Source organism: Huijunlia imazamoxiresistens (genome assembly GCF_037132455.1).
Taxonomy (GTDB): Bacteria; Bacteroidota; Bacteroidia; order Chitinophagales; family Chitinophagaceae; genus Flavisolibacter; species Flavisolibacter imazamoxiresistens.
In genome coordinates this window covers 44,252-65,721 of the sequence record NZ_JBBBEI010000004.1, presented here as the reverse complement: position 1 = coordinate 65,721, position 21,470 = coordinate 44,252, and the positions used below count along the sequence as shown (strand labels likewise).

The following is a 21,470-nucleotide window of genomic DNA, read 5'->3' as shown; positions in this document are numbered from 1 at the left end:
CAAGGATAATAAAAACGAAAAAATGAAAACGAAGTTCTTTGCGCTCCTGCTTGCCCTCTGTTCCGTCACCGCCCTGTTGGCTGCGCCGCCGGCAGAGGAAGGAAAAGCGATCTTCAGCTCGCGTTGCGCCGGCTGCCACAGCATCCATAAACAATTGACCGGTCCGGCCCTGGCGGGTGTGGACAAGCGGCACAGCATCGAATGGATCATCAACTTCGTGCACTCGTCGCAGAAAGTGATCAAGGGCGGCGATGCGGCAGCCGTCGCCCTGTTCAACCAGTTCAACAAGGTACAGATGCCCGACCACCCGGACCTGACCGACGACAACATCAAAAGCGTCGTGGAATACATCAAGGAAGAAAGCAGCGCCGTGGCCGCCGCCCCTGCAGCCGAAGCGCCCAAAGCCTCAACATCAGCGCTGCAGCTGTTTTCCCCGGCCGAAAACCCCGGCCTGTTCACCACCCTGCTGATCCTGCTGTCCATGCTGGGCGTATCGCTGGTATTCCTCAAAAAGGTAAAGGAACTGAGAAGAAAATCGCTGGAAGAGAAAGCCATAGAAGTCGTCTAAAGGTCTTACGCCTATCCCTAACCGTTGCCTGCTTGTTCTTTCATAACGAAAGCCCCGCGTATCCGCGGGGCTTTAAAGTATAGGTGAAGGGAATAAATAAGCCGAAAAGCTATTTCAGCTGTCAAGGCCCAATAATCCAATGAACCAATGAACCAATCCCCTATTTATCCTCCGGCGTATCATCCGGGCAGGGGCCCAGGGACGGGGCGTCCTTGTGGGTCATTTCGTGCATGTTGCGGTTGTTGGATATCTTGCCGGTTTCCTCCAGCATGCGCATGTCCTTGGCGTCTTTCAAAAAGTCGGAGGCGAAGATGAAGTCGTTCAGCCGTTCGTTCTTGCTGAAAATGATCTCGTTCTTGTTGCCCTCCCACTCCTTGTGGCCCTGGTACATGTAAACGATATGGTCGCCGATCTCCATCACGCTGTTCATGTCATGGGTATTGATGACGGTGGTAATATTGTACTCCCGGGTGATGTCGAGGATCAGCTCGTCGATCAGGCCCGAGGTCTGCGGGTCGAGGCCCGAGTTGGGTTCGTCCACGAACAGGTATTTCGGGTTCAGCACGATGGCCCGGGCAATGCCTACCCGCTTCATCATACCGCCACTGAGCTCGCCGGGAAATTTTTTGTTGCTGCCTTTCAGGTTCACCCGGTCCAGCACGGCATTCACCCGCTCCATCTTTTTGCGGCGCGTATCGCGGGTAAACATGTCCAGCGGGAAGAGGATATTTTCCTCCACGGTCATACTGCTGAACAGGGCCGAGCCCTGGAACAGCATGCCGATCTCCTTGCGGACCTCTTTTTTCTGCTCGATGGACATTTCCGTAAAATTCTGTCCGCCATAAAGGATGTCGCCGCTGTCGGGCCGGAACAGGCCCACCATGCACTTCATGAAAACGGTCTTGCCGCTGCCGCTGCTTCCAATGATCAGGTTGCACTGGCCTGCTTTCATCTCCACGTTGACATCGTTGAGCACCGTTTTGCCGTTGAAGGCTTTCTTTAAATTCCTTATCTCGATCATGGATGCAATGCTTTAAAAGTGAGTTGTCCGGGCGGCCTTACAGCAGCAGGGCCGACAGCACGTAGTCGAACAACAGGATCATGATACAGGTCACCACCACGGCCTTGGTGCTGGCGCGGCCGATCTCGAGGGCCCCGCCCACCACGTGGTAACCGAAATAGGCCGGAATGCTGGAGATCAGGAAAGCAAAGGTGTAGGCCTTCACCAGCGAGAAAAAGACGTTGTAGGGCAGGAAGGCCTCCCTTAGGCCTTTGTCGAACACGTCGCCGGGGATGATGCCCGAAAGCGTGCCGGCCAGCCGGCCGCCCGCAATGCCCAGCACCATGGCAAGAACGATCAGCATCGGGATGACGATCATCGCCGCCAGCACCTTCGGCATTACCAGGTAGGCTTTGGAATTGATGCCCATGATCTCCAGGGCGTCGATCTGCTCCGACACCCGCATGTTGCCCAGCTCGCCGGCGATCTTACTGCCCACCACCCCGGCCAGCACAATGGAAACCAGCGTAGGGGCAAACTCCAGGATCACCGTATCGCGGACGATCTGGGAAATGGTGGAGAGCGGGATCAGGGGGCTGACCATCTGGTAGGCGGTCTGTACCGTGGATACCGCGCCGATGAAAAAGGAGATCAGCACCACGATGCCCAGCGAGCCCACGCCGATCTCGGAACACTGGTGCATGAATTCCTTCCAGTACATCCGCCAGTTCTCCGGCTTGGAGAACATCCCGGTTAACATCAGAACATATTTGCCTACTTCGCTTAATATAGTCATAGTGTGTATCGCGTTAAATCGTCAATGGACATGGGACATTGGTCACCGGCAAACAACTCGTGAACTCGTGAACCCGGAACTTGTTTTAGCTCTTCAACTGCGCATCAACTACAGCGATCGTGGCCATATTGACGATGTTGCGCACCGAACTGCCGAGCTGCAAGATATGCACGGGTTTCTTTAAGCCCAATAAAATCGGACCAATAGCGTCGGCGGCGCCCAGGGCGTTCAATAAATTATAGGCAATGTTGCCCGACGACAGGTTCGGGAAGATCAGCGTATTGACGTCCTTGTCCACCAGCTCGCTGAAGGGATAGTTCTCCCGCAGCAGCTCGTTGTTGAAGGCCACGGCAGCCTGCATTTCCCCGTCCACGATCAGCGACGGCATGCGCTCCTTCACCAGGCGGCGGGCTTCGGCCACCAGCTGGGCCTCCGGCGAAGCGCTGCTGCCGAAGTTGGAGTAGCTGAGCATGGCAATGCGGGGCGTAATGTTAAAATGCCCCACCTCGCGGGCCACCATCAGGGTGATCTCCGCCAGCTCTTCGGCCGTGGGATTGAAGTTCACCGTGGTATCGGCCAGGAACAGGGGGCCCTTCTTGGTCAGCATCAGGTACATGCCGGCAATCTTTTCCACCCCGCTTTCGGTGCCTATGATTTGAAGGGCCGGCCGGATGGTGTTGGGATAGTTCTTGGTCAGGCCCGAGATCATGGCGTCGGCGTCGCCCATTTCCACCATCATGCAGCCGAAATGGTTGCGGTCGGCAATGACCTTTTTGGCTTCGTGGAAGTTGTAGCCCCTCCGTCCCCGCTTTTGAAAAAACGCCTCGCCGTAAATTTTTCGCTTTTCCGCCATGGCGTCGCTGCGGGGGTCCAGGATCGGCAGGCCTTCGATGTCGAGGCCGTTGGCCCGGGCAATGTGGTGGATGGCTGTTTCATCGCCCAGCAGGATGGGGAGGCCGATGCCTTCCTCGAACACGATCTGGGCCGCCTTGAGGATCTTGGCGTTGTCGGCTTCGGCAAAGACGATCCGCTTCGGGTCGCGGCGGGCCTTGCTGCCCAGCACCCGCATCACCTGGTTGTCGAGGCCCAGGCGCCGGTTCAGCTCGTTTTTGTAGCCCTCCCAGTCGTCGATGGGCTGCAGGGCCACGCCGCTTTCCATGGCGGCACGGGCCACGGCCGGGGCCACGGTAGCCAGCAGGCGGGGATCGAGCGGCTTGGGAATGATATAGCCGGGGCCGAAGGTGATGGTGGTGGTATTATAGGCCAGGTTCACGATGTCGGGAACGGGGGTTTGCGCCAGTTGGGCCAGGGCATGCACGGCGGCGAGCTTCATCTCCTCGTTGATCTGGGTGGCCCGCACGTCGAGAGCGCCGCGAAAAATGTAGGGAAAGCCCAGCACGTTGTTCACCTGGTTGGGATAATCGCTGCGGCCGGTGGCCATGATGATGTCCTCGCGGGCCGAGGTGGCCTCGGTCCAGCCGATCTCGGGGTTGGGGTTGGCCATCGCAAAGACGATGGGGCGGGGGGCCATGCTCCGGATCATGTCGGGGGTAACCACGTTGCCTACGCTCAGGCCCACGAAGACATCGGCCCCCTGGAGGGCGTCGGCCAGGGTGCTGCCGGGACGGGCGTTGGCGAAGGGCAGCTTGAACTCTTCGAGGTCGTCGCGTTGGCGGTGGAGGGCGCCCTTGATATCAAAAACATTAAAGTTTTCGGGCCGGGCACCCAGGGCCACGTACAGGCGGATGCAGGCCATGGCGGCCGCGCCGGCGCCGTTGATGACGAAGCGCACGGCCTCGATCTTTTTCTTTTGCAGCTGCAGGGCGTTGAGCAGGGCCGCGCCGCTGATGATGGCGGTGCCGTGCTGGTCGTCGTGCATGACGGGGATGGAAAGCTGCTGGCGCAGGTCGCGCTCGATGGCAAAGCATTCCGGCGCCTTGATGTCCTCGAGGTTGATGCCGCCGAAGGTGGGCTCAAGGGCTTTGACGATCTGCACGAAGCGGGTGGGGTCGATTTCGTTGATCTCGATGTCGAACACGTCGATGTCGGCAAAGATCTTGAACAGCACGCCCTTTCCTTCCATCACCGGCTTGCCGGCCTCGGGACCGATATCGCCCAGTCCCAGCACGGCGGTGCCGTTGGAGATCACCGCCACCAGGTTGCCCTTGGCGGTGTATTTATACACGTTTTCCTTGTTGGCGGCGATTTCGAGGCAGGGTTCGGCCACCCCGGGGGAATACGCCAGCGACAGGTCGCGCTGGGTTTTGGCTTCCTTGGTGGGCACGACTTCTATTTTTCCGGGCCGTCCCATGGCATGGTAGTTCAGGGCGTCCTGTTTGCGTAGATCTTTCTGCATACGTATTTTTTAGCGTGAAGGCAGGGCAATTTAGTGAATTGAGGTATTGGTTAATTGGTTAATTGGGATATTGGGCTTTCCCGTTGGAAACGTTTTCCCCTACAGGCAACCCCTAATACCCCAATGAACCAATTAACCAATACCTCAAATTTTTTTGTTTTTCACCAAAGCCCTCCTATCTTAGCGGTGTACTACATACCTAGTACACTAAAACGATAGCTTATGATCCAGATTGAGGACCTTTGTTTTCGCTACAAGAAGAAGCCCGTGTTCGAAGGGCTGAGTCTCCGCTTCACCCCCGGCCATGTGTACGGCCTGCTGGGGAAGAACGGGGCGGGCAAGAGCACCCTGCTGCGCAGCATCGCCGGCCTGTTGTACCCCGGCAAAGGCACGATCCGGGTGGATGGCCAGGCACCTACCCGCCGGGAGCCCGGCTTGTTGCAGGACATTTTCCTGGTACCCGAAGAATTTCACCTGCCCGACGTTTCTATTGACCGGTTTTTGAAGGACACGGCCCCTTTTTACCAAAAGTTCGACCGGGTGCAGTTCGAAAGCTTCCGTGCCGCCTTTGACATTCCTTCCGGCGCCACGCTGCAGGCCATGAGCTACGGGCAGAAGAAAAAGGTGCTCATCTCCTTTGCCCTGGCCACCAATGCCCGCTACCTGCTGATGGACGAGCCCACCAACGGCCTCGACATCCTCAGCAAGAGCCAGTTCCGCAAAGTGCTGGCCCAGTCGCTCGACGAAGACCGCTGCATGGTCATTTCCACCCACCAGGTCAAGGACCTCGAAAACCTGATCGACCGGGTAACGGTCATCGACGAAGGGAAAATTCTTTTCGATGAGGACGTGGAAACGATTACGCGGCAGTTGTCGTTCCGCCACTCCTATGATCCTGCCGACCTGCAGGACGCCCTGTATGCCGAGCAGTCGCTGAAAGGCAACGTGATCGTTGCGCCCAATGAGAGCGGCGACGAAACGAAGATCGACCTCGAGCTGCTGTACAAGGCCATCGTCACCAACAGCCAGAAAGTAAAAACCCATTTCGAACCTTCAAACCAACTGCATGCATCCCGTATTTAGCTTTCACCGTTTTTCCCTGCTGGTCGGCCGGCACTGGGCGGAGAACCGAAAAAAATACCTGTTGTCCCTGGGCGCCTACGCCGGCCTGCTGTCGCTCTGGTGCCTGTTCCTGGCCACGACCCGCCGCATTCCCGTGGACCCCGAGCTGCAGCAGGTAACCTACTTTTTCTGCCTGTTCCTGGGCGGCGCCCTTTACGCCAGCCAGCACTTCGGCGAGCTGGCAACAAAACCCCGGGCTATCAGTTACCTGATGACGCCGGCCTCGCTGCCCGAAAAGCTGCTGTGCAGCCTGTTTTATGCGCTGCCCTTGTTCTTTGTGGCATTCACCGCCACTTTTTACCTGGTCGATACCGCCTATGTTACCCTGGTGGGAACGCTGCACCCTTATTACAGCGGCAAGCTGACTGCAGGGAACATACCCAGGGCGGCAGAGGTGGCCAACGTGTGGGTGGCACCCAACCGCCACGGCAACCAACCGAACTTCTTTATCTACTTCTACCTGGCCTTTATTGCCGTCCAGTCCGCCTTTCTTCTTGGGTCGGTGTATTTTCCCAGGTACAGCTTCATCAAAACGGTGATCGCCCTGTTTCTTACCGCGCTGGTGGTGGGGCTGTTGGTCAACTGGTTTACCGAGCGCCTGCTGCCGGGTGGTTTTACGGACAACTTTTCCACCTACCTAATCTTTAAATATGACAAGGCCACGGAAGTGCAGTTGCCGAAGTGGATCGGGGAGGTGTTCGCAAGCTTGCTGAAATATGCCATCGCCCCCGTTTTCTGGATCACCACTTATTACCGGCTCAGGGAAAAAGAAGTGTAAAGGCAGGTACGAGGTAAGAAGTAAGAGATATGAAGTATTGATCAAAACCTTTTTATTATGCAATTCCGGGAATCGAGTTCCATTTATTTACAGATAGCGGATCACATCTGCGAACGCATCCTGCTGCAGCAGTGGGCCACCGAGGAACGGATCCCTTCCGTCCGCGAACTGGCGGCGCAGCTGGAAGTCAATCCCAATACGGTCATGCGCACCTACGAGTTCCTGCAGCAGCAGGGGATCATCTACAACCAGCGGGGCATCGGCTACTTCGTTGCTCCCGATGGCGTAAAGAAAGTGCGGGCCTACCGCAAAACCGAGTTTTTGGAGAACGACCTGCCGGGGCTGTTCCGCAGCCTGTTCCTGCTGGGCATTGACATGGGCGAGCTGGAACCCCTGTATGAAAAATACAAACAGGAGCATTTTCCTGAGGCATCATTAAACCAAACGACACATGAAAACAAGCAATAAAATTTTACTGGGGGCTTTTCTGACGTCCCTCCTGCTGCTGTCCACGATGTTTCTTGCTGTTTATGCACGCTTTCGCAGCGGCCATTTTAAGAAAACGGGCCCCGATAAGCAGCTGATTATGCAGACCTACCCACTGGATAACATCACCCATATCCAGGCAAACAACATGTTTGTCCGCGTGGAGACCGATAAAAAGGATCCCTACCCACGCCTGGCTTATCCTAAGGATGAAGCCGGCAAATTCAAAATAGAAAGAAGGGGCGACACATTGGTATTGACTGCCATTGAGCAGGGCGAGTTCCGCCAGTATTCCGATGTCAACCTGCACCTTTCCGGCAAAACAGGCCTGACCGTCAATCGGGCCACCGTTTACCTGGCTACCAGCCAGGTGCACACTACCGATACGCTGGAAGCGGGCTCCCTGAACCTGTATTTAGACAGCGCACAGCTGAACTTCGGGGTACTCCCCAAACATGTCATCCGGCCGTACCGTTTCGACACCCTGAACATCGTAGCGCGGAATCAGTCCTCCCTGCGGCTGAACCCGGTAACGCTGAAAAGGCTCGACGTACGGCTGCAGGCATCCGAACTGCACGATGAAGGCCTTTCAGCCGGCGCCTTTATCCTGGAGGCGGACAGTTCCTCCAGGGCCTTGCTGTCGGGAAAGAACCTGCATAAAATTCGGGCAGCCCGGTAACCGAAACCCACCTGCCGGGCCCAGCCCAACCCCTGTCAAAAGCGACGGCAAGGGGTTGGGCTTTTTTACTATCCTGCCCCCAGAAATGCATTTTATTTATATATAGTAAATTTAGAGGCGGCAACGCCCCCCCTGAAAGGCTAATCCGGTACGAAAACCATCAGCGCAACAGGTATCACGCACCAAAAACCACGCTATGGACGACCTTCAATACCAGGAGATCAAAACCTATTTCGACAGCAAGTACCAGGAATGCCTGGCCCGGAAAAAGGCCTACGACAAATGGCTGGGCCTGCTGCGCCCCCTGCGCTACCTGGTGATCTTTTTCTCCGCCGTGCTGCCCCTGCTCACCGGCAGCACCATATTACTGGACCTGGGCATTATTAACAAGAACAACTGGAAAACCCTGTGCACGGGCATCCTGTTCGTTTCGGGCATCGCCCTGGCGGCGGACAAGCGGTTCAAGCTGGATGCCCTGTACGAAGACGCCCTCAAAACCGGCAAGCGCTACCAGGCGCTGGCCAACCGCTACCAGGAAGCCAAAACCCTGGGCCGCGACGAGATCGTTCCCGGCAAAAAAGCCCTGGCCGAAAAGCTGAACGACCTGGAGGAATCCACCACCATGGCCCCGCCCCAATGGTGCCTGCAACAAAAGGGATAGGAGCACCGGGAAACCTATAAAAAAAGGCTGCCCCCCGGCAATGGAGGCAGCCTCTTTTTGGAAACATATTCTGGTTATCCTTTTGCCCCGAAGGCCGCCATCATGCCGATGCCGATCTCGATGGCCGCTTCATCTATATTGAACAGGGGGGTATGCACGCCGGCCGTAATTCCTTTGGCCTTGTTGGCCGTGCCCAGGCGAAAAAAGCAGCCGGGGATCTGCTGCGAGTAATAGCCAAAGTCCTCGGCCCCCATGCGCATCTCGGTTTCCTGTACCCTTTCGGCCCCCATCAGCTCCTCGGCAATGCCGCGGGCCTTCTCGTGCAGGCTTTCATTATTATAGACACAGGGATAACCCACGTCCACGTGCACGTCGGCCTCCGCACCCATGGCCTCCACCAGCTCGGAGGCTTGTTTGCGGATAAGGTCGTGCGCTTTTGCCCGCCACTCCTCGTCCATGGCCCGGAAGGTACCCATCAGCTTTACTTCCGTGGGAATAACGTTGGTGGTAAAACCGCCCTGGAAGGAGGTGATGGACAAGACCGAAGGCGAAAAGGGATTCACGTTGCGGCTGATGACCTGCTGCAAGCTCACCACCAGGTGCGACGCAATAAGGATGGGATCGGCCGTCATATGGGGCGTGGCGGCATGGCCGCCCCGGGCCTTGATGGTAAAATACAGTTCGTCGGCGGAGGCCATCACCTTGCCGGCGCGGAAGCTGACGTTGCCCACCTCCAGCTGCGGGTTCACGTGCAAGGCGAAGATGGACTGGGGCTTAGGGTTCTCCAGCACCCCTTCCCTGATCAGCAGGCTGGCGCCGCCGGGGTTCTTTTCCTCGCCCGGCTGGAAGATCAGCTTGACGGTCCCCTCCCACTCGTGGCGGGTCTCGGACAGGATGCGGGCCGCCCCCAGCAGGCAGGTGGTGTGCACGTCGTGGCCGCAGGCATGCATCACGCCGGGCTGCTGCGACTTATACTCAATATCGTTCTGTTCAGTTATGGGCAGGGCGTCCATGTCGGCACGCAGGGCCACGATGCGGGAAGCCGGGTTGCGGCCCTCGATCAGCCCTACCACGCCGGTGGTGGACTTTACTTCAAAAGGGATCCCGTAGGCGGCCAGCTGCTGCTGTACGAACTTCGAGGTTTCGAATTCCTTGTAGCTGAGCTCGGGATGGGCATGCAGGTGGCGGCGGACCCCGATGAACTCAGGTGCATATAAGCGGGCTAGTTCCTTTATTTTTTCCAACATAGAAGGTGCAAAAATAGCGGATGGAAAATAGTATGAAGCGGGTGGGGAAAAGGAAGGGCGCAAAGCCTTTAACATTTTCTTTGGTTCTCCTTTTACAGAACCAGAAAAACTAAGCTATATTTGTGCCTCGAAATTTCACCTATGACCCAACCACTGACGGAAACCAAGTTAAACATGATCGAAGAGCTGGGCGTGCTGTACGAGCAAAGCGGCCTGTCGCCTGCCTGCGCCCGCATCCTGGCGCTGCTGCTGGTATCGGATACGACCGAGCTGACCTTCGAGGAAATATATGAAACCCTTCAAATGAGCAAGAGCGCGGTGAGCAATGCCCTGAACTACCTGCTCAGCACCGACCGGATCGAGTACCTGACCCGTCCCGGCGAGCGCAAGCGCTACTTCCGCTGCAAGATCCAGGGCCTGCAAAGCGCGGTGGAAAAGCACCTGAGCGGCATGGATACGTTTAACTCCCTGCTGAAAAAAGTGGTGGAGCAGCGGCCGGCTGAAACCGTCGAATTTAATAAAAGCCTGCTGGAGGTGATTGACCTGCTCGACTTTATGAAACAGGAGCTGCCGCTGCTGTTCGAAAAATGGAAGGCCCGTAAAAATTAATTTTTTTTGCCCCGATTGGTTCTGTTTGTTAAGAACTAAATAAAACTTTAAGAACAAGAAAAACTATGATCCGCCAACGACTCCTCCCCCTCTTCACCCTGTTGCTGGCCGCCGGCGGCGCCTTTGCCCAAAAGCCCATCAGCCTGAAGGAGGCCATACACTATAGCCTGGAGCACCACGGCAGCAACCGCATCATGGGCAACCAGCAGGAGATCGCCCGCCAGCAGGCCCGCGAAGCCCTGTCTGCCTACCTGCCCCAGGTCAGTGCTTCGGCCACCGTGGACGACAACATCAAGCGCCAGTCCACCGTACTGCCGGGTGCCATCTTCGGCGCTCCCGGCGACATCAAGGTGCAGATGGGCAACAAATACAACAGCATGGCCAACCTGCAGCTGGACCAGACCCTGTACGACCAAAGCCTGCTGTACGGCCTGAAAGCGGCTGGCCCCAACCAGAAAATCGCTGAACTCAACAAAAAGCAAAACGACGAGGACCTGGTCTTCCGCACCTCCACCGCCTATGCCCAGATCCTTATTTTGAAGGAACAGCAAAAGCTGCTCGACACCAATGAAAAGCAATACAAAGACCTCTATAATATCACCAAATTCCGCTTCGATAAAGGCGTGGCCAAAAAGGTGGACCTCGACCGCGTCCAGGTAAACCTCAACAACATCTCCGCCCAGAAGAAAGCTGTGCAAAGCGGCATGGACGTGGCCTATAACTCGCTGAAGAACGCCATGGGCCTGCCCCTGTCCGACCAAATCGTAGTGGAAGACTCGCTGGACTTTAGAAACTACCAGTCGCTGCCCCCCGCCGCCGGCGTGCAGGGACGGACCGACTACCAGCTGGCCCAACAAAACATCCTGCTGCAGGAGATCGACGTGAAGCGCAAGCAGGCTGCCTACCTGCCCACCGTATCGGCCTATGCCCGCTACGGCGGACAAGCCTTCGGCAACGAGCTGGGCAAAGCCCTGACCGACTGGAACGACTACTCGGCCATCGGTCTAAAGCTGAACATCCCCATCTTCAGCAGCCGCCGCCGCGAAAGCCAGCTGAAGCAAAGCCGCCTGGAACTGGAAAATGCCCGCCAGAACCTGAAGCTGAGCGAGCAGAACCTCGAGCTGGAATCCCAGAACGCCGGCCGCCAGCTGCAGGAAAGCACCAGCAACCTGCTGATCAACCGCAACAACATGGAGCTGGCCAAAAGCGTGTACGAAACCAGCCAGTTCGAATACAGCAAAGGCGTCTCCACGATGTCCGACCTGCTGAACGCCGACTTCTCGTACCGGGAGGCCCAGTCCAACTACATGACCTCCCTGCTCAACCTGGTATCCTCCCGGCTGGAGTACGAGAAAGCAAAAGGCACCCTCCAGGAGTTTATCAATCAACTGTAAAAAGAGTTCCTGAGTTTCTGAGTTCCTGAGTTAGTGAACTACAGAACGAATGACCCATGTCCATTGACCATTGACCAAAGACCACCGACCCATAACAATACAACATGAAAAAAAGAATATCGCTTATCGCCATCGCTGCTGCGCTCATCGCCCTGACGGCTTTTGCCCTGATCCGCAATAAAAAAGTGATCGACGCCCGCAATGTCACGGTCGACCGCTCACAGGTACCGGTAGCCGTATCGGTTACCAAAATCTCCCTGGCCCGGGTAACCGGCGACCTGGAGCTGCCGGCCGTGCTGGACCCCTCCCGCCAGGCCGACATTTCCGCCACTACCGCCGGGCGCATCTCCCGCCTGGGCGTCGAGCTGGGCACCCGCGTAGGCGCCGGCCAGGTAGTGGGCGCCATCGACACCCGCCAGCAGCAACTGAATTTAAAGGAAGCGCAGGAAGCTATTTCCAAGTACGAAGCCGACCTGCAACGCAATAAAGAACTGTACGAAGGCAATGCCGGCACCGCCCAGAGCATCAAGGACGCCCAGCACTCCTTCGACAATGCCCGCATCAAGGCCGAACAGATCCGCAACCAGATCGGCGAAGGCGCCATCAAATCGCCCATCAGCGGCATGGTGGTGGACAAAAAAGGCGAAGCCGGCGAATACGTTTCCCCCGGCAGCCCCATCGCCACCGTGGTGGACATCTACAACCTGAAAGCCGTGGTGTTCGTGAACGAAAAGGACGTATACAGCCTGAAGCAGGGACAAAGCGCCCTCATCACCACCGACGTCTTCCCCGGCAAAACCTTTACGGGTAAGGTCAGCTTCATCAGCCCCGTAGGCGACGAGAACCACAACTACCGCGTGGAGCTGTCGGTGGCCAACAGCGCCGCCACCCTGAAGGCCGGCACCTATATCAAAGTAGCCTTCGACCTCGGAAAAGACATCGACGTGCTGCAGGTACCCAAAATAGCTTTAGTGGAAGGCACCAAGAACCCCTATGTGTACGTAGTGAACGGCGACAAAGCCGCTACCCGCAAGCTGACCGTCGGCCGCGAATTCGGTGAAAACATCGAAGTGCTGGGCGGCCTCCGGGAAGGCGACGAAGTGGTCACCAGCGGACAGATCAACCTGGTGGAAGGAAGCAAGATCAAAAAGATCAATGGGCAGTAGGCATTAAGCCGCTCAAACGAACTCGTAAACTCGTAAACTCCAAGACAAATGTCAATAACAGAACTCTCTATAAAACGTCCCCTGCTCATCACGGTTATTTTCGTAACCCTGGTGCTGTTTGGATGGATCTCGTATAAAAACCTGGACTACAACCTGCTGCCCAAGTTCGAGGCCAACGTGATCTCGGTGCAGACCGTGTACCGGGGCGCTTCCTCCGACGAGGTGCAGAACAGCGTTACCAAAAAAGTGGAAGAAGCCATCTCCGCCATCGAAGGGGTGGACAACATCTCCTCCTCCTCCCAGGAAGGCCTGTCGATGGTAACGGTGCAACTGACCTCCAATGCCAGCGTCACCAACGCCCAGCGCGATGCCGAACGCAAGATCAACGAAATTAAATCGCAGCTGCCCGAGGACGCCGACGACCCCGTGGTGCGCAAGTTCAATACCGACGAACTGCCCGTGCTCCGCGTCAGCGCCACCAGCAAGCTGAGCGAACCGGAACTCTATAACCTGGTGGACAACCAGATCAAGCCGCTGCTGCAAAACGTGGAAGGCGTGGGTATGGTGACGCTGATCGGCGGCAACGAACGCCAGATCCAGGTGACCCTGGACAACGACAAGCTGCAGGCTTATGGCATTTCCTCCGCCCAGGTCAACAGCATGGTGGCCAACTCCAACTCCTCCTACCCTGCCGGCAGCGTGGAAACCCAGGGCACCCGCTTCTCCATCCGCCTCGACGCCAAAACCGCCAAAGTGGAAGAGCTGCGCAACCTTATCATCCGCGAGGCCACCGACGGCAGCCGCGTGCTGCTCCGCGACGTGGCCGTGGTGACCGACGGCCAGACCGAGCCCTCCACCATCAACCGCATCAACGGCCAGCCCGGTATCGGCATACAAATCTCCAAACAGGCCGATGCCAACGCCGTGAAGGTGAGCCAGGGCGTCAAGGAAAAGCTCGAAGGGCTGAAAACCCAGTACGCCTCCTCGGGCTTCGACTACCAGATCGCCGCCGACCAGAGCGTGTACACCCTGGCCTCGGCCGACGCGGTAACGCACGACCTGTTCCTGGCCGTGTTCATCGTGGGCCTGGTGATGCTGTTCTTCCTGCACAGCCTCCGCTCCTCGCTGTTCGTGCTGGTGGCCATCCCCTCGGCCATGCTCCCCACCTTTATCCTGATGAACGTGTTCGGCTTCTCGCTGAACCTGATGACGCTGATGGGCCTGTCGCTGGTGGTGGGTATCCTGGTGGACGACAGCATCGTGGTGCTGGAAAATATTTACCGCCACATGGAAATGGGCAAGGACAAGCGCCGCGCTTCGCTGGAAGGCCGCAACGAAATCGGCTTTACGGCCATGGCCATCACCCTGGTGGACGTGGTGGTATTTGTACCCCTGGCCCTGGCAGGCGGACTGATCGGCAACATCCTCCGCGAGTTCTCGCTGGTGGTGGTGTTCTCTACCCTCATGAGCCTGTTCGTTTCCTTTACCCTGACTCCTTTGCTGGCCTCCCGCTGGGGCAAGCTGGAAGTGCTGAGCAAGAAATCTTTGTGGGGTAACCTGAACCTGAAGTTCGAGGCCTTCCTCGACAGCCTGAAGGAAGGCTACGGCTCGATCCTCACCTGGGCCCTGGGCCACAAGCGCTACATCCTGGGCGGTGTGCTGGTGCTGCTGTTCGGCTCTTTTGCCCTGATCCCGGCCGGCTTTATCGGCTCCGCCTTTGCCGGCAACGGCGACCGCGGCGAGTTTACCATCAAAATGGAAATGGCGGCGCAAACCCCGCTCTACCAGACCAACCAGGCGGTGAAGCAAACCGAAAACCTCCTGCTGGCTAAACCCGAGGTGGTGAAAGTATTCTCCAGCGTGGGCACCCAGAGCGGCCAGATGGGTACCGGTTCGGCGACCAGCAACCTGGCCGAGCTGACCGTGACCCTCGTAGATAAAAAAGACCGGAAGGTCTCCACCGACGACTTCAGCAGCCTCATCCGCGACGAAATCTCTAAAATCCCGGGGGTAAAGATCTCCGTTTTCCCCACCGGCCTGGTAGGCGCCGGCCAGGCCCCCATCCAGATTGCCGTTAAAGGCACCAATAGGGACTCCATCTGGAAAGGCGCCCAGCAGCTGCGCAGCATCGTGCAGGCGACTCCCGGTACCGACTACGTGGAGTTCAGCACCAAAAGCCCCAAGACCGAGATCGCCATCGAGCTGGACCGCGAACGGGTGTCCCTGAAAGGCCTGAGCATCCCCGAAGTGGGTGCCGCCGTGCAGCTGGCCTTCCGCGGTAACGACCAGACGAAGTTCAAAGAGGGCGGCGAGGAATACCCCATCAACCTGACCCTGGAAAAAAGCGACCGCCAGAACGCCGAAAGCGTGCGGGCCCTCACCCTCCGCAACAGCAAGGGCGCCATCGTTCGCCTGGGTGAAGTGGCCGAGGTGAAGGAAGTGCAGGGACAGGCCGTGCTGGAACGCTCCGACCGCCTGAACACCATTAAAGTATCCTCCGCCGCCGTGGGCCGCCCTTCGGGCACCATCGTGGCCGACATCCAGAAAAAGCTCACCACCGTAAAAATGCCCCAGGGCGTGGTGCTCGACTTCCAGGGCGATGCCAAGAACCAGAAAGAAGCCTTCGGCTCTTTGGGACTGGCCATGCTGCTGGGGATCGTGCTGGTGTACCTGATCATGGTGGCCCTGTACGAGAGCGTGGTGTACCCCTTCGTGGTGCTGTTCTCCATTCCCGTGGCCATCATCGGCGCCCTGCTGGCCCTGGCGCTGAGCATGGAATCGCTGACCATCTTCGCCATCGTAGGCCTTATCATGCTGCTGGGCCTTGTGGCCAAGAACGGGATCCTGATCGTGGATTTTACCAACCAGCTGAAGGCGGAAGGCAAAGAGCTGAAAGAAGCCCTGATCGAGGCCGGCAAGGAACGTCTCCGGCCCATCCTGATGACCACCATCGCCATGATCGTGGGCATGCTGCCCATCGCCCTGGCCTCCGGCGCCGGCGCCGAAGTGAAGAACGGCATGGCCTGGGTGATTATCGGCGGCCTCTCCTCTTCGCTGCTGCTGACCCTGGTGCTGGTGCCCTCAATGTACATGATCATCGAAAAGGCAAAAAACAAGGTGAACGGCTGGGTCGGCAAAAAAGAAAAAGCCCCGGCTCCCGGGCACACCGTTGCCGGCTAAGGGAACGTAAATAGTTGTTGTATGGTTTTGTTTTCAAGGGCGGCCTCCGGGCCGCCTTTTTGACTTCAGGCCGAACAGCTCATCGGGCCGCCCCGGGAGTGGAAAAATTTGTGGAAACATTAGGGATACCTGCTACCTTATCCGCAAGCAGGTTAGCACCATAATTGATGCAGATAGGGGACCGCCCCGGAGTAATCGTCAAAGATTGCCCCGGCTAGTGGTGAGACAGGAGCAAATTTTTGTATATTGGACATCCGTGTCCCTTTAATTTTATTTGTATATGAATCCGCATAGCTTAGGTACCCAACCGTTGCCTCCCGGCCTTTCCTTCGAAAGTGCGGGGCCGTACCTGCAGTTGCTGCAAAGCCTGCCGGCAGCCCTGTATACCTGCGATGCGCAGGGTTACATCCAGTTTTACAACGAAGCGGCCGTGCAGCTGTGGGGTAGGGAGCCCGAGATCGGCAAGGACCTGTGGTGCGGCTCGTGGCGCATTTACCGGACCGACGGCAGCCCGGTAGACCTCGACACCTGCCCGATGGCCATTGCGCTGAAAGAACAGCGGCCCGTACTGGGCGAAGAGATCGTGGTGGAACGGCCCGACGGCCTGCGCCGCAACGTGCTGCCCCATCCCCAGCCGATCTTCGACCGCAACGGCAAGCTCCAGGGCGCCTCCAACCTGCTGGTGGACATTACCGACTACAAACGCCTGAAGGAAGCCCACCACCGCCTGGAGGTGCTGAACGCCGACCTGGAACAGTTTGCCTACGCCGCCTCCCACGACCTGCAGGAACCGCTGCGCAAGATCCAGACCTACGCCAGCCGCCTCTGCGCCACCAGCATGGACCAGCTGTCCGAAAAAGGCAAAGGCGACCTGATGAAGGTATGCGAGTCGGCCGAACGGATGATGAACCTGATCAAGGGACTGCTGCATTACTCCCACAAAACCAATACGGAAGACGACTTTGTGACCGTGGACCTGGAAGAAGTGCTTTCCCATGTGCAGGAAGACCTGGAGCTGGTGATCCAGCAGAAGGGCGCCCGCATCCAACACGATCCCCTGCCCCCCATCCAGGGCATCCCGCTGCAGATCAACCAGCTGTTTTATAACCTGGTGAACAACTCCCTTAAATTCTCCCGCCCGGGTATTCCGCCGGAGATCCGCATCACCTGCCTGCGCAAAACGCAGGAGGAAGAGGGCTCCGATTTCCTGGAGATCCGCATCGCCGACAACGGCATCGGCTTCGACGCCCAGCATTCCGGGCGCATCTTTAAATTATTCCAGCGGCTGAACAGTCCCGACGCCTACAGCGGCACCGGCATCGGCCTGGCCCTGTGCAAAAAGATCGTGGCCAACCACCGCGGCGAGATCACCGCCACCGCCGAAGCCGGCCAGGGCGCCGTCTTCTGCATCCGCCTGCCGGTAAAACAATAGCCTCACCCCCGTCCCCTCTCCATCTGGAGAGGGGTGCCCCAACCACAGTCTTTTCCTACTGGTTTGAACAGAGGTACACATTATTATATTTGTAAGCTTTTCCTTTAAGGAAGGCTTTTTTTGTGCCCTACCTGTAGGAAAAATTCTGGTTTGGGCACCCCTCTCCACATGGAGAGGGGCCGGGGGTGAGGCCCGGGGGTGAGGCGGGTGAGGTTTTTTCCCACCTATTTTGAAGGCTTCCCTATTTTTGCCACGATTTAAAAATATTTCCTTACATGAACTTCAGAAAAGTGAACAACATTACCGGATGGGTAGTGTTCGCGATTGCCTCCCTGACCTACATTCTGACGGCGGAAAAGTCCGGCAGTTTCTGGGATTGCGGCGAGTTTGTGGCCAGCGCCTACAAGCTGCAGCTTCCTCACCCTCCCGGCGCCCCGCTGTTTGTACTGCTCGGACGCTTCTTCATCATCCTGTTCGGCGACAACCCGGCAACCGCGGCCAAGGCGGTGAACATCATGAGCGCCCTGGCCTCCTCCTTCACCATCCTGTTCCTTTTCTGGACCATCACCCACTTCGCCCGTAAGCTGATGGTCGGCGGCATCGAAGAACCGGACAGCCGCCACACCGCCCCCATCATGGCCTCCGGCGTGGTGGGCGCCCTGGCCTATACCTTCAGCGACTCCTTCTGGTACAGCGCCGTGGAAGGCGAGGTGTACGCCCTGTCGTCCTTTTTCACCGCCCTGGTATTCTGGGCCATGCTCAAATGGGAGCGGGCCGACGACCTGGCCGGCAAAGACGTGGTGCTCCGCAACCGCGCCGACCGCTGGATCGTTTTCATCTTCTTTGCCATGGGCCTGTCCATCGGCGTCCACCTGCTGAACCTGCTGGTAATCCCCGCCATTGTAATGATCTATTATTACAAGCGCTACAAATACAGCCAGAAAGGCGCCATCTGGGCCTTCATCATCGGCTGCGTCATCACCGGCGTGGTGCAGGTGGCGGTGATCCAGTACACCATCAAGCTGGCCGGCAAGTTCGACATCCTGTTCGTCAACAACTTCAACCTGCCCTTCTTCTCCGGCTTCGTCTTCTTCTTCATCCTGCTGGCCGTGCTGGTATGGTGGGGACTGAAAGTGGCCGTGCAGCGCGGCTGGTCGTTTTTGCGCCTGGGCCTCTGGTGCTTTATATTCATGATGATGGGCTATTCCACTTATGTCACCACCATGGAGCGTTCCAGCGCCAACCCGGCCATCGACATGAACAACGTCGACAACCCCATGAGCCTTGTATACTACCTGGGTCGTGAACAATACGGTTCGCAGCCGATCCTGTTCGGCCCCCACTTTTCGGCCGAATACAAGGTGGACGAGAGCACCGGCTACATCGCCTTCGACTCCTCCGATATGAAATATACCAAGAGCAAGGACCAGTATATTCCCATCGGCCGCGAGCAGGAAGTGCTCTACAAGAGCGACGACTATATGCTGTTCCCCCGCGTTTGGGACCGCAGCAACGACCAATACCACCAGGATTTCTATGCCGAGTGGCTGGGAATTCCGAGGGTGGAAGATCCCCAGAAAAAATACGCCGACCCCACTTATGCCGATAACATCCGGTGGTTCGTAACCTACCAGATGGGCTTCATGTACTGGCGCTACTTCATGTGGAACTTCGCCGGCAAGCAAAACGACGTCCAGGGCTTTGGCAACAAGCGCGACGGCAACTGGATCTCCGGCCTGTCCTTCATCGACAATGCAAGGCTCGGCGACCAGTCGCAGATGCCCGACAGCCTGAAGGTCAACAAGGCACACAACAGCCTGTTCCTCCTGCCCTTTATCCTGGGCGTGATCGGCTGCGTGTACCAGTTTCTACAAAACCGCCGCGACTGGATCATCACCTTCCTGCTGTTCTTCTTTACCGGCCTGGCCATCGTGATCTACCTGAACCAGGCAGGCAACCAGCCCCGCGAACGCGACTATGCCTATGTAGGCTCCTTCTACGCCTATGCCATCTGGATCGGCCTGGCAGTAGCCGCCCTGGTCCGCATGGCCCGCGAGCAAAAGGACAAGGCAATCTTTAAAAACGTGCTGACCTACGGCTCCGTCACGGCCTTCCTGGTGCTGCTGATGAGTAATACCACCACTACCGCCAGCGGCGCCATTGTCAGCTCGCTGCTGGGAACTGCAGTATTTGCCGCCGTTACGGCCCTGTTCTACTACGGCGTCAAGGCCGCTTCCGGCAAGGAAGGCGGCACCGCCGCCACCGGCCTGGCCTTTGCCCTCTGCCTCATCGCTCCCGTGGTGATGGCCGCCCAGGAATGGAACGACCACGACCGCAGCCAGAAGACGCTGGCCCCCGACATTGCCCGCAATTACCTCGAAAGCTGCGCGCCCAACGCCATCGTCTTCACCTTCGGCGATAACGATACGTATCCCCTCTGGTATGCCCAGGAAGTGGAAGGCGTACGTCCCGACCTGCGCATCATCAACTACAGCCTGCTGGGCATCGACTGGTATGCCAACCAGCTGCGCTACAAGGTGAACCAGAGCGAGCCGATCGACGTGATCTGGACGGCCGACCAGATCGAAGGCCACAAGCGTGAATACATCCGCTACCAGGAAGACCCGCGCGTGAACAAGGAAGCCTTCTATCCCCTGTTCGACGTGATGAAGAACGTGCTCGGTGAGGGTGAGAACGTGAACTCCTACCCGGTAAAACGCTTTACCGTGCCCGTGGATACCGCCTTTGCCCGCAAGAGCGGCCTGGCCAACCCCACCGACTCGATCTACGGCAACATTGCCTTTGAAGTGGGCGACGCCATGACCCGCGCCGACCTGATCATCCTGAACATCATCGCGGCCAACAACTGGAAGCGTCCCATTTATTTCACCTCGCCCTTCGGTGAGCTGGGCTTCGGCCAGTACCTGCGTAAGGACGGCCTCACCTACCGCCTGACGCCGGTGAAAAACGCCTACCCGCAGCAAAACTGGGAAGTGGACAAGGCCCTCCGGGAAAACCACCTGGGCGGCACGGCCCTCCGCGACAACAATACGGACGTGATGTACCGGAACATGATGGAGAAATTCCGTTTTGGCGGTGCCGACAAGAAAGGCACTTATTTCGATGAGGAGAACCGTCGTCACCTGCTGTCCATCCGTACCACTTTTGCGGAAGCGGCGGGCAACATGGCCGATGCGGGTCGCAAGCAGGAAGCCCTGAACCTGCTGCAGAAGTCGGAAAGCGGCATCAGCACCGAGAACCTGCCGTATGCCATGGCCGGCCGGTACAATTCGCACAACCAGAGCGCCCTGATCTACATGGAAGCCGCCTATAAGGCCGGCAACAAGGAGCTGGCGCAGAAGATCAGCACCGCCATCCGCAAGGACCTGGAAAGCCAGAAGAAGTACTACGACTACCTGCGGGCGGAGGGCGACGAGCTGTTCCAGTCGATGGCCACCGAAGCGCAGATCAACGACATGATGCTGCAGGTGTACCAGCAGGTGGAGAAGAAATACACCCAGCCTGCCGTTCCCACCGAACACCCCGAAGCGGTAAAGCCCGCCGCGGATTCGGTGAACAAACAGTAACACGTTTCTTTTAGAAGATAAATAAAAAGGCCGTCTCGCTTGAACGAGACGGCCTTTTTATTATGGTGGGGCGTAAAACCTCTCCCCCGCCCCATGTAGCTATACCTTACCTAAATTTTGAAAAGGCATCTGAAAAAATAAGTCCCAGATACTGAACTATAACAGCCTATCCATCATAGGAAAGCTGTCATCCCGAGGACCCAATTCGAAGCAACAATCCTAAAGCTGATGACAACCTATAGGGCTGTCATTCCGAACGCAGTGAGGAATCCCCTCGGAAACGAAGGACCGGCTCTGTTCGAAGGAGGGCTTTCCTGTTTCTGCAACAGGCTTTTCGTGCCCCGAGGGGATTCCGATCTCGCCTCAGGCGAGATCGGAATGACCGTCTTAAAGTAGCGCTTTGTCCTTC

The 21,470-nt window shown here is 57.5% G+C and carries 16 protein-coding genes; 12 read left to right on the top strand and 4 right to left on the bottom strand.

Features of this window, described 5'->3' with window-relative positions; genetic code table 11:
* Positions 1-22: 22 nt before the first annotated feature.
* Entirely contained in the window at positions 23-568 is a 546-nt protein-coding gene (locus V9K67_RS06125; protein WP_336720831.1) for a c-type cytochrome, read from the top strand.
* Positions 569-728: 160 nt separating this feature from the next.
* Here V9K67_RS06125 and V9K67_RS06120 read toward each other — a convergent pair whose 3' ends face one another.
* From V9K67_RS06120 to V9K67_RS06110, 3 genes are all read right to left on the bottom strand, one after another.
* Positions 729-1,589 (bottom strand): ABC transporter ATP-binding protein, encoded by an 861-nt coding sequence (locus V9K67_RS06120; protein ID WP_336720830.1) that lies wholly within the window; start codon positions 1,587-1,589, stop codon positions 729-731.
* A gap of 37 nt (positions 1,590-1,626) precedes the next feature.
* The gene (locus V9K67_RS06115) at positions 1,627-2,328 is read right to left on the bottom strand and encodes an MlaE family ABC transporter permease (protein ID WP_336720828.1); all 702 of its coding nucleotides are present in this window, start codon (positions 2,326-2,328) and stop codon (positions 1,627-1,629) included.
* A 121-nt stretch (positions 2,329-2,449) separates the two neighbouring features.
* Positions 2,450-4,720 carry an NADP-dependent malic enzyme gene (locus V9K67_RS06110; protein ID WP_336720826.1) on the bottom strand — a complete coding sequence of 757 codons (2,271 nt, stop codon included), beginning with the start codon at positions 4,718-4,720 and terminating at the stop codon, positions 2,450-2,452.
* Positions 4,721-4,942: 222 nt separating this feature from the next.
* Here V9K67_RS06110 and V9K67_RS06105 point away from each other — a divergent pair, with 222 nt between their 5' ends.
* From V9K67_RS06105 to V9K67_RS06085, 5 genes are all read left to right on the top strand, one after another.
* On the top strand, positions 4,943-5,803 hold the full coding sequence (locus V9K67_RS06105) for an ABC transporter ATP-binding protein (protein ID WP_336720824.1): 861 nt from the start codon (positions 4,943-4,945) through the stop codon (positions 5,801-5,803).
* Positions 5,787-6,620 (top strand): hypothetical protein, encoded by an 834-nt coding sequence (locus V9K67_RS06100; protein ID WP_336720822.1) that lies wholly within the window; start codon positions 5,787-5,789, stop codon positions 6,618-6,620. Before V9K67_RS06105 ends, V9K67_RS06100 begins: the two co-directional genes overlap by 17 nt.
* Before the next feature lie 57 nt (positions 6,621-6,677).
* Positions 6,678-7,088 carry a GntR family transcriptional regulator gene (locus V9K67_RS06095; RefSeq protein ID WP_336720820.1) on the top strand — a complete coding sequence of 137 codons (411 nt, stop codon included), beginning with the start codon at positions 6,678-6,680 and terminating at the stop codon, positions 7,086-7,088.
* On the top strand, positions 7,072-7,785 hold the full coding sequence (locus V9K67_RS06090) for a hypothetical protein (protein WP_336720817.1): 714 nt from the start codon (positions 7,072-7,074) through the stop codon (positions 7,783-7,785). The genes V9K67_RS06095 and V9K67_RS06090 overlap by 17 nt, the downstream gene beginning before the upstream one ends.
* Before the next feature lie 196 nt (positions 7,786-7,981).
* Positions 7,982-8,446, top strand: a complete 465-nt coding sequence (locus tag V9K67_RS06085; RefSeq protein ID WP_336720815.1) for a hypothetical protein — start codon at positions 7,982-7,984, stop codon at positions 8,444-8,446.
* 74 nt (positions 8,447-8,520) lie between these two features.
* Here V9K67_RS06085 and V9K67_RS06080 read toward each other — a convergent pair whose 3' ends face one another.
* Positions 8,521-9,693: a M20 metallopeptidase family protein gene (locus tag V9K67_RS06080; protein ID WP_336720813.1), complete on the bottom strand. Its 1,173-nt coding sequence runs from the start codon at positions 9,691-9,693 to the stop codon at positions 8,521-8,523.
* Positions 9,694-9,834: 141 nt separating this feature from the next.
* Between V9K67_RS06080 and V9K67_RS06075 the strand changes: the two genes are divergently transcribed.
* The 6 genes from V9K67_RS06075 to V9K67_RS06050 all read left to right on the top strand — a co-directional run bounded on the left by V9K67_RS06075 (position 9,835) and on the right by V9K67_RS06050 (position 21,061).
* Positions 9,835-10,302 carry a GbsR/MarR family transcriptional regulator gene (locus V9K67_RS06075; protein ID WP_336720811.1) on the top strand — a complete coding sequence of 156 codons (468 nt, stop codon included), beginning with the start codon at positions 9,835-9,837 and terminating at the stop codon, positions 10,300-10,302.
* A gap of 65 nt (positions 10,303-10,367) precedes the next feature.
* The gene (locus V9K67_RS06070; RefSeq protein WP_336720809.1) at positions 10,368-11,696 is read left to right on the top strand and encodes a TolC family protein; all 1,329 of its coding nucleotides are present in this window, start codon (positions 10,368-10,370) and stop codon (positions 11,694-11,696) included.
* Between the two features lie 104 nt (positions 11,697-11,800).
* Positions 11,801-12,862, top strand: coding sequence for an efflux RND transporter periplasmic adaptor subunit (locus tag V9K67_RS06065; RefSeq protein ID WP_336720806.1), 1,062 nt, complete (start codon positions 11,801-11,803; stop codon positions 12,860-12,862).
* Positions 12,863-12,910: 48 nt separating this feature from the next.
* Positions 12,911-16,042 carry an efflux RND transporter permease subunit gene (locus V9K67_RS06060; RefSeq protein WP_336720805.1) on the top strand — a complete coding sequence of 1,044 codons (3,132 nt, stop codon included), beginning with the start codon at positions 12,911-12,913 and terminating at the stop codon, positions 16,040-16,042.
* A 280-nt stretch (positions 16,043-16,322) separates the two neighbouring features.
* A complete protein-coding gene (locus tag V9K67_RS06055) occupies positions 16,323-17,474 on the top strand; it encodes a sensor histidine kinase (RefSeq protein WP_336720804.1) in 1,152 nt (383 codons plus the stop codon).
* A gap of 275 nt (positions 17,475-17,749) precedes the next feature.
* The gene (locus V9K67_RS06050; protein ID WP_336720802.1) at positions 17,750-21,061 is read left to right on the top strand and encodes a protein O-mannosyl-transferase family; all 3,312 of its coding nucleotides are present in this window, start codon (positions 17,750-17,752) and stop codon (positions 21,059-21,061) included.
* The last annotated feature ends 409 nt before the right edge of the window (positions 21,062-21,470 follow it).

Coding starts and splice junctions, on each gene's coding strand:
- V9K67_RS06105 (WP_336720824.1), top strand. CDS start 4,943: ATGATCCAGATTGAGGACCTTTGTTTTCGCTACAAGAAGAAGCCCGTG.
- V9K67_RS06070 (WP_336720809.1), top strand. CDS start 10,368: ATGATCCGCCAACGACTCCTCCCCCTCTTCACCCTGTTGCTGGCCGCC.
- V9K67_RS06100 (WP_336720822.1), top strand. CDS start 5,787: ATGCATCCCGTATTTAGCTTTCACCGTTTTTCCCTGCTGGTCGGCCGG.
- V9K67_RS06060 (WP_336720805.1), top strand. CDS start 12,911: ATGTCAATAACAGAACTCTCTATAAAACGTCCCCTGCTCATCACGGTT.
- V9K67_RS06050 (WP_336720802.1), top strand. CDS start 17,750: ATGAACTTCAGAAAAGTGAACAACATTACCGGATGGGTAGTGTTCGCG.
- V9K67_RS06055 (WP_336720804.1), top strand. CDS start 16,323: ATGAATCCGCATAGCTTAGGTACCCAACCGTTGCCTCCCGGCCTTTCC.
- V9K67_RS06095 (WP_336720820.1), top strand. CDS start 6,678: ATGCAATTCCGGGAATCGAGTTCCATTTATTTACAGATAGCGGATCAC.
- V9K67_RS06080 (WP_336720813.1), bottom strand. CDS start 9,693: ATGTTGGAAAAAATAAAGGAACTAGCCCGCTTATATGCACCTGAGTTC.
- V9K67_RS06085 (WP_336720815.1), top strand. CDS start 7,982: ATGGACGACCTTCAATACCAGGAGATCAAAACCTATTTCGACAGCAAG.
- V9K67_RS06065 (WP_336720806.1), top strand. CDS start 11,801: ATGAAAAAAAGAATATCGCTTATCGCCATCGCTGCTGCGCTCATCGCC.
- V9K67_RS06090 (WP_336720817.1), top strand. CDS start 7,072: ATGAAAACAAGCAATAAAATTTTACTGGGGGCTTTTCTGACGTCCCTC.
- V9K67_RS06075 (WP_336720811.1), top strand. CDS start 9,835: ATGACCCAACCACTGACGGAAACCAAGTTAAACATGATCGAAGAGCTG.
- V9K67_RS06120 (WP_336720830.1), bottom strand. CDS start 1,589: ATGATCGAGATAAGGAATTTAAAGAAAGCCTTCAACGGCAAAACGGTG.
- V9K67_RS06125 (WP_336720831.1), top strand. CDS start 23: ATGAAAACGAAGTTCTTTGCGCTCCTGCTTGCCCTCTGTTCCGTCACC.
- V9K67_RS06115 (WP_336720828.1), bottom strand. CDS start 2,328: ATGTTAACCGGGATGTTCTCCAAGCCGGAGAACTGGCGGATGTACTGG.
- V9K67_RS06110 (WP_336720826.1), bottom strand. CDS start 4,720: ATGCAGAAAGATCTACGCAAACAGGACGCCCTGAACTACCATGCCATG.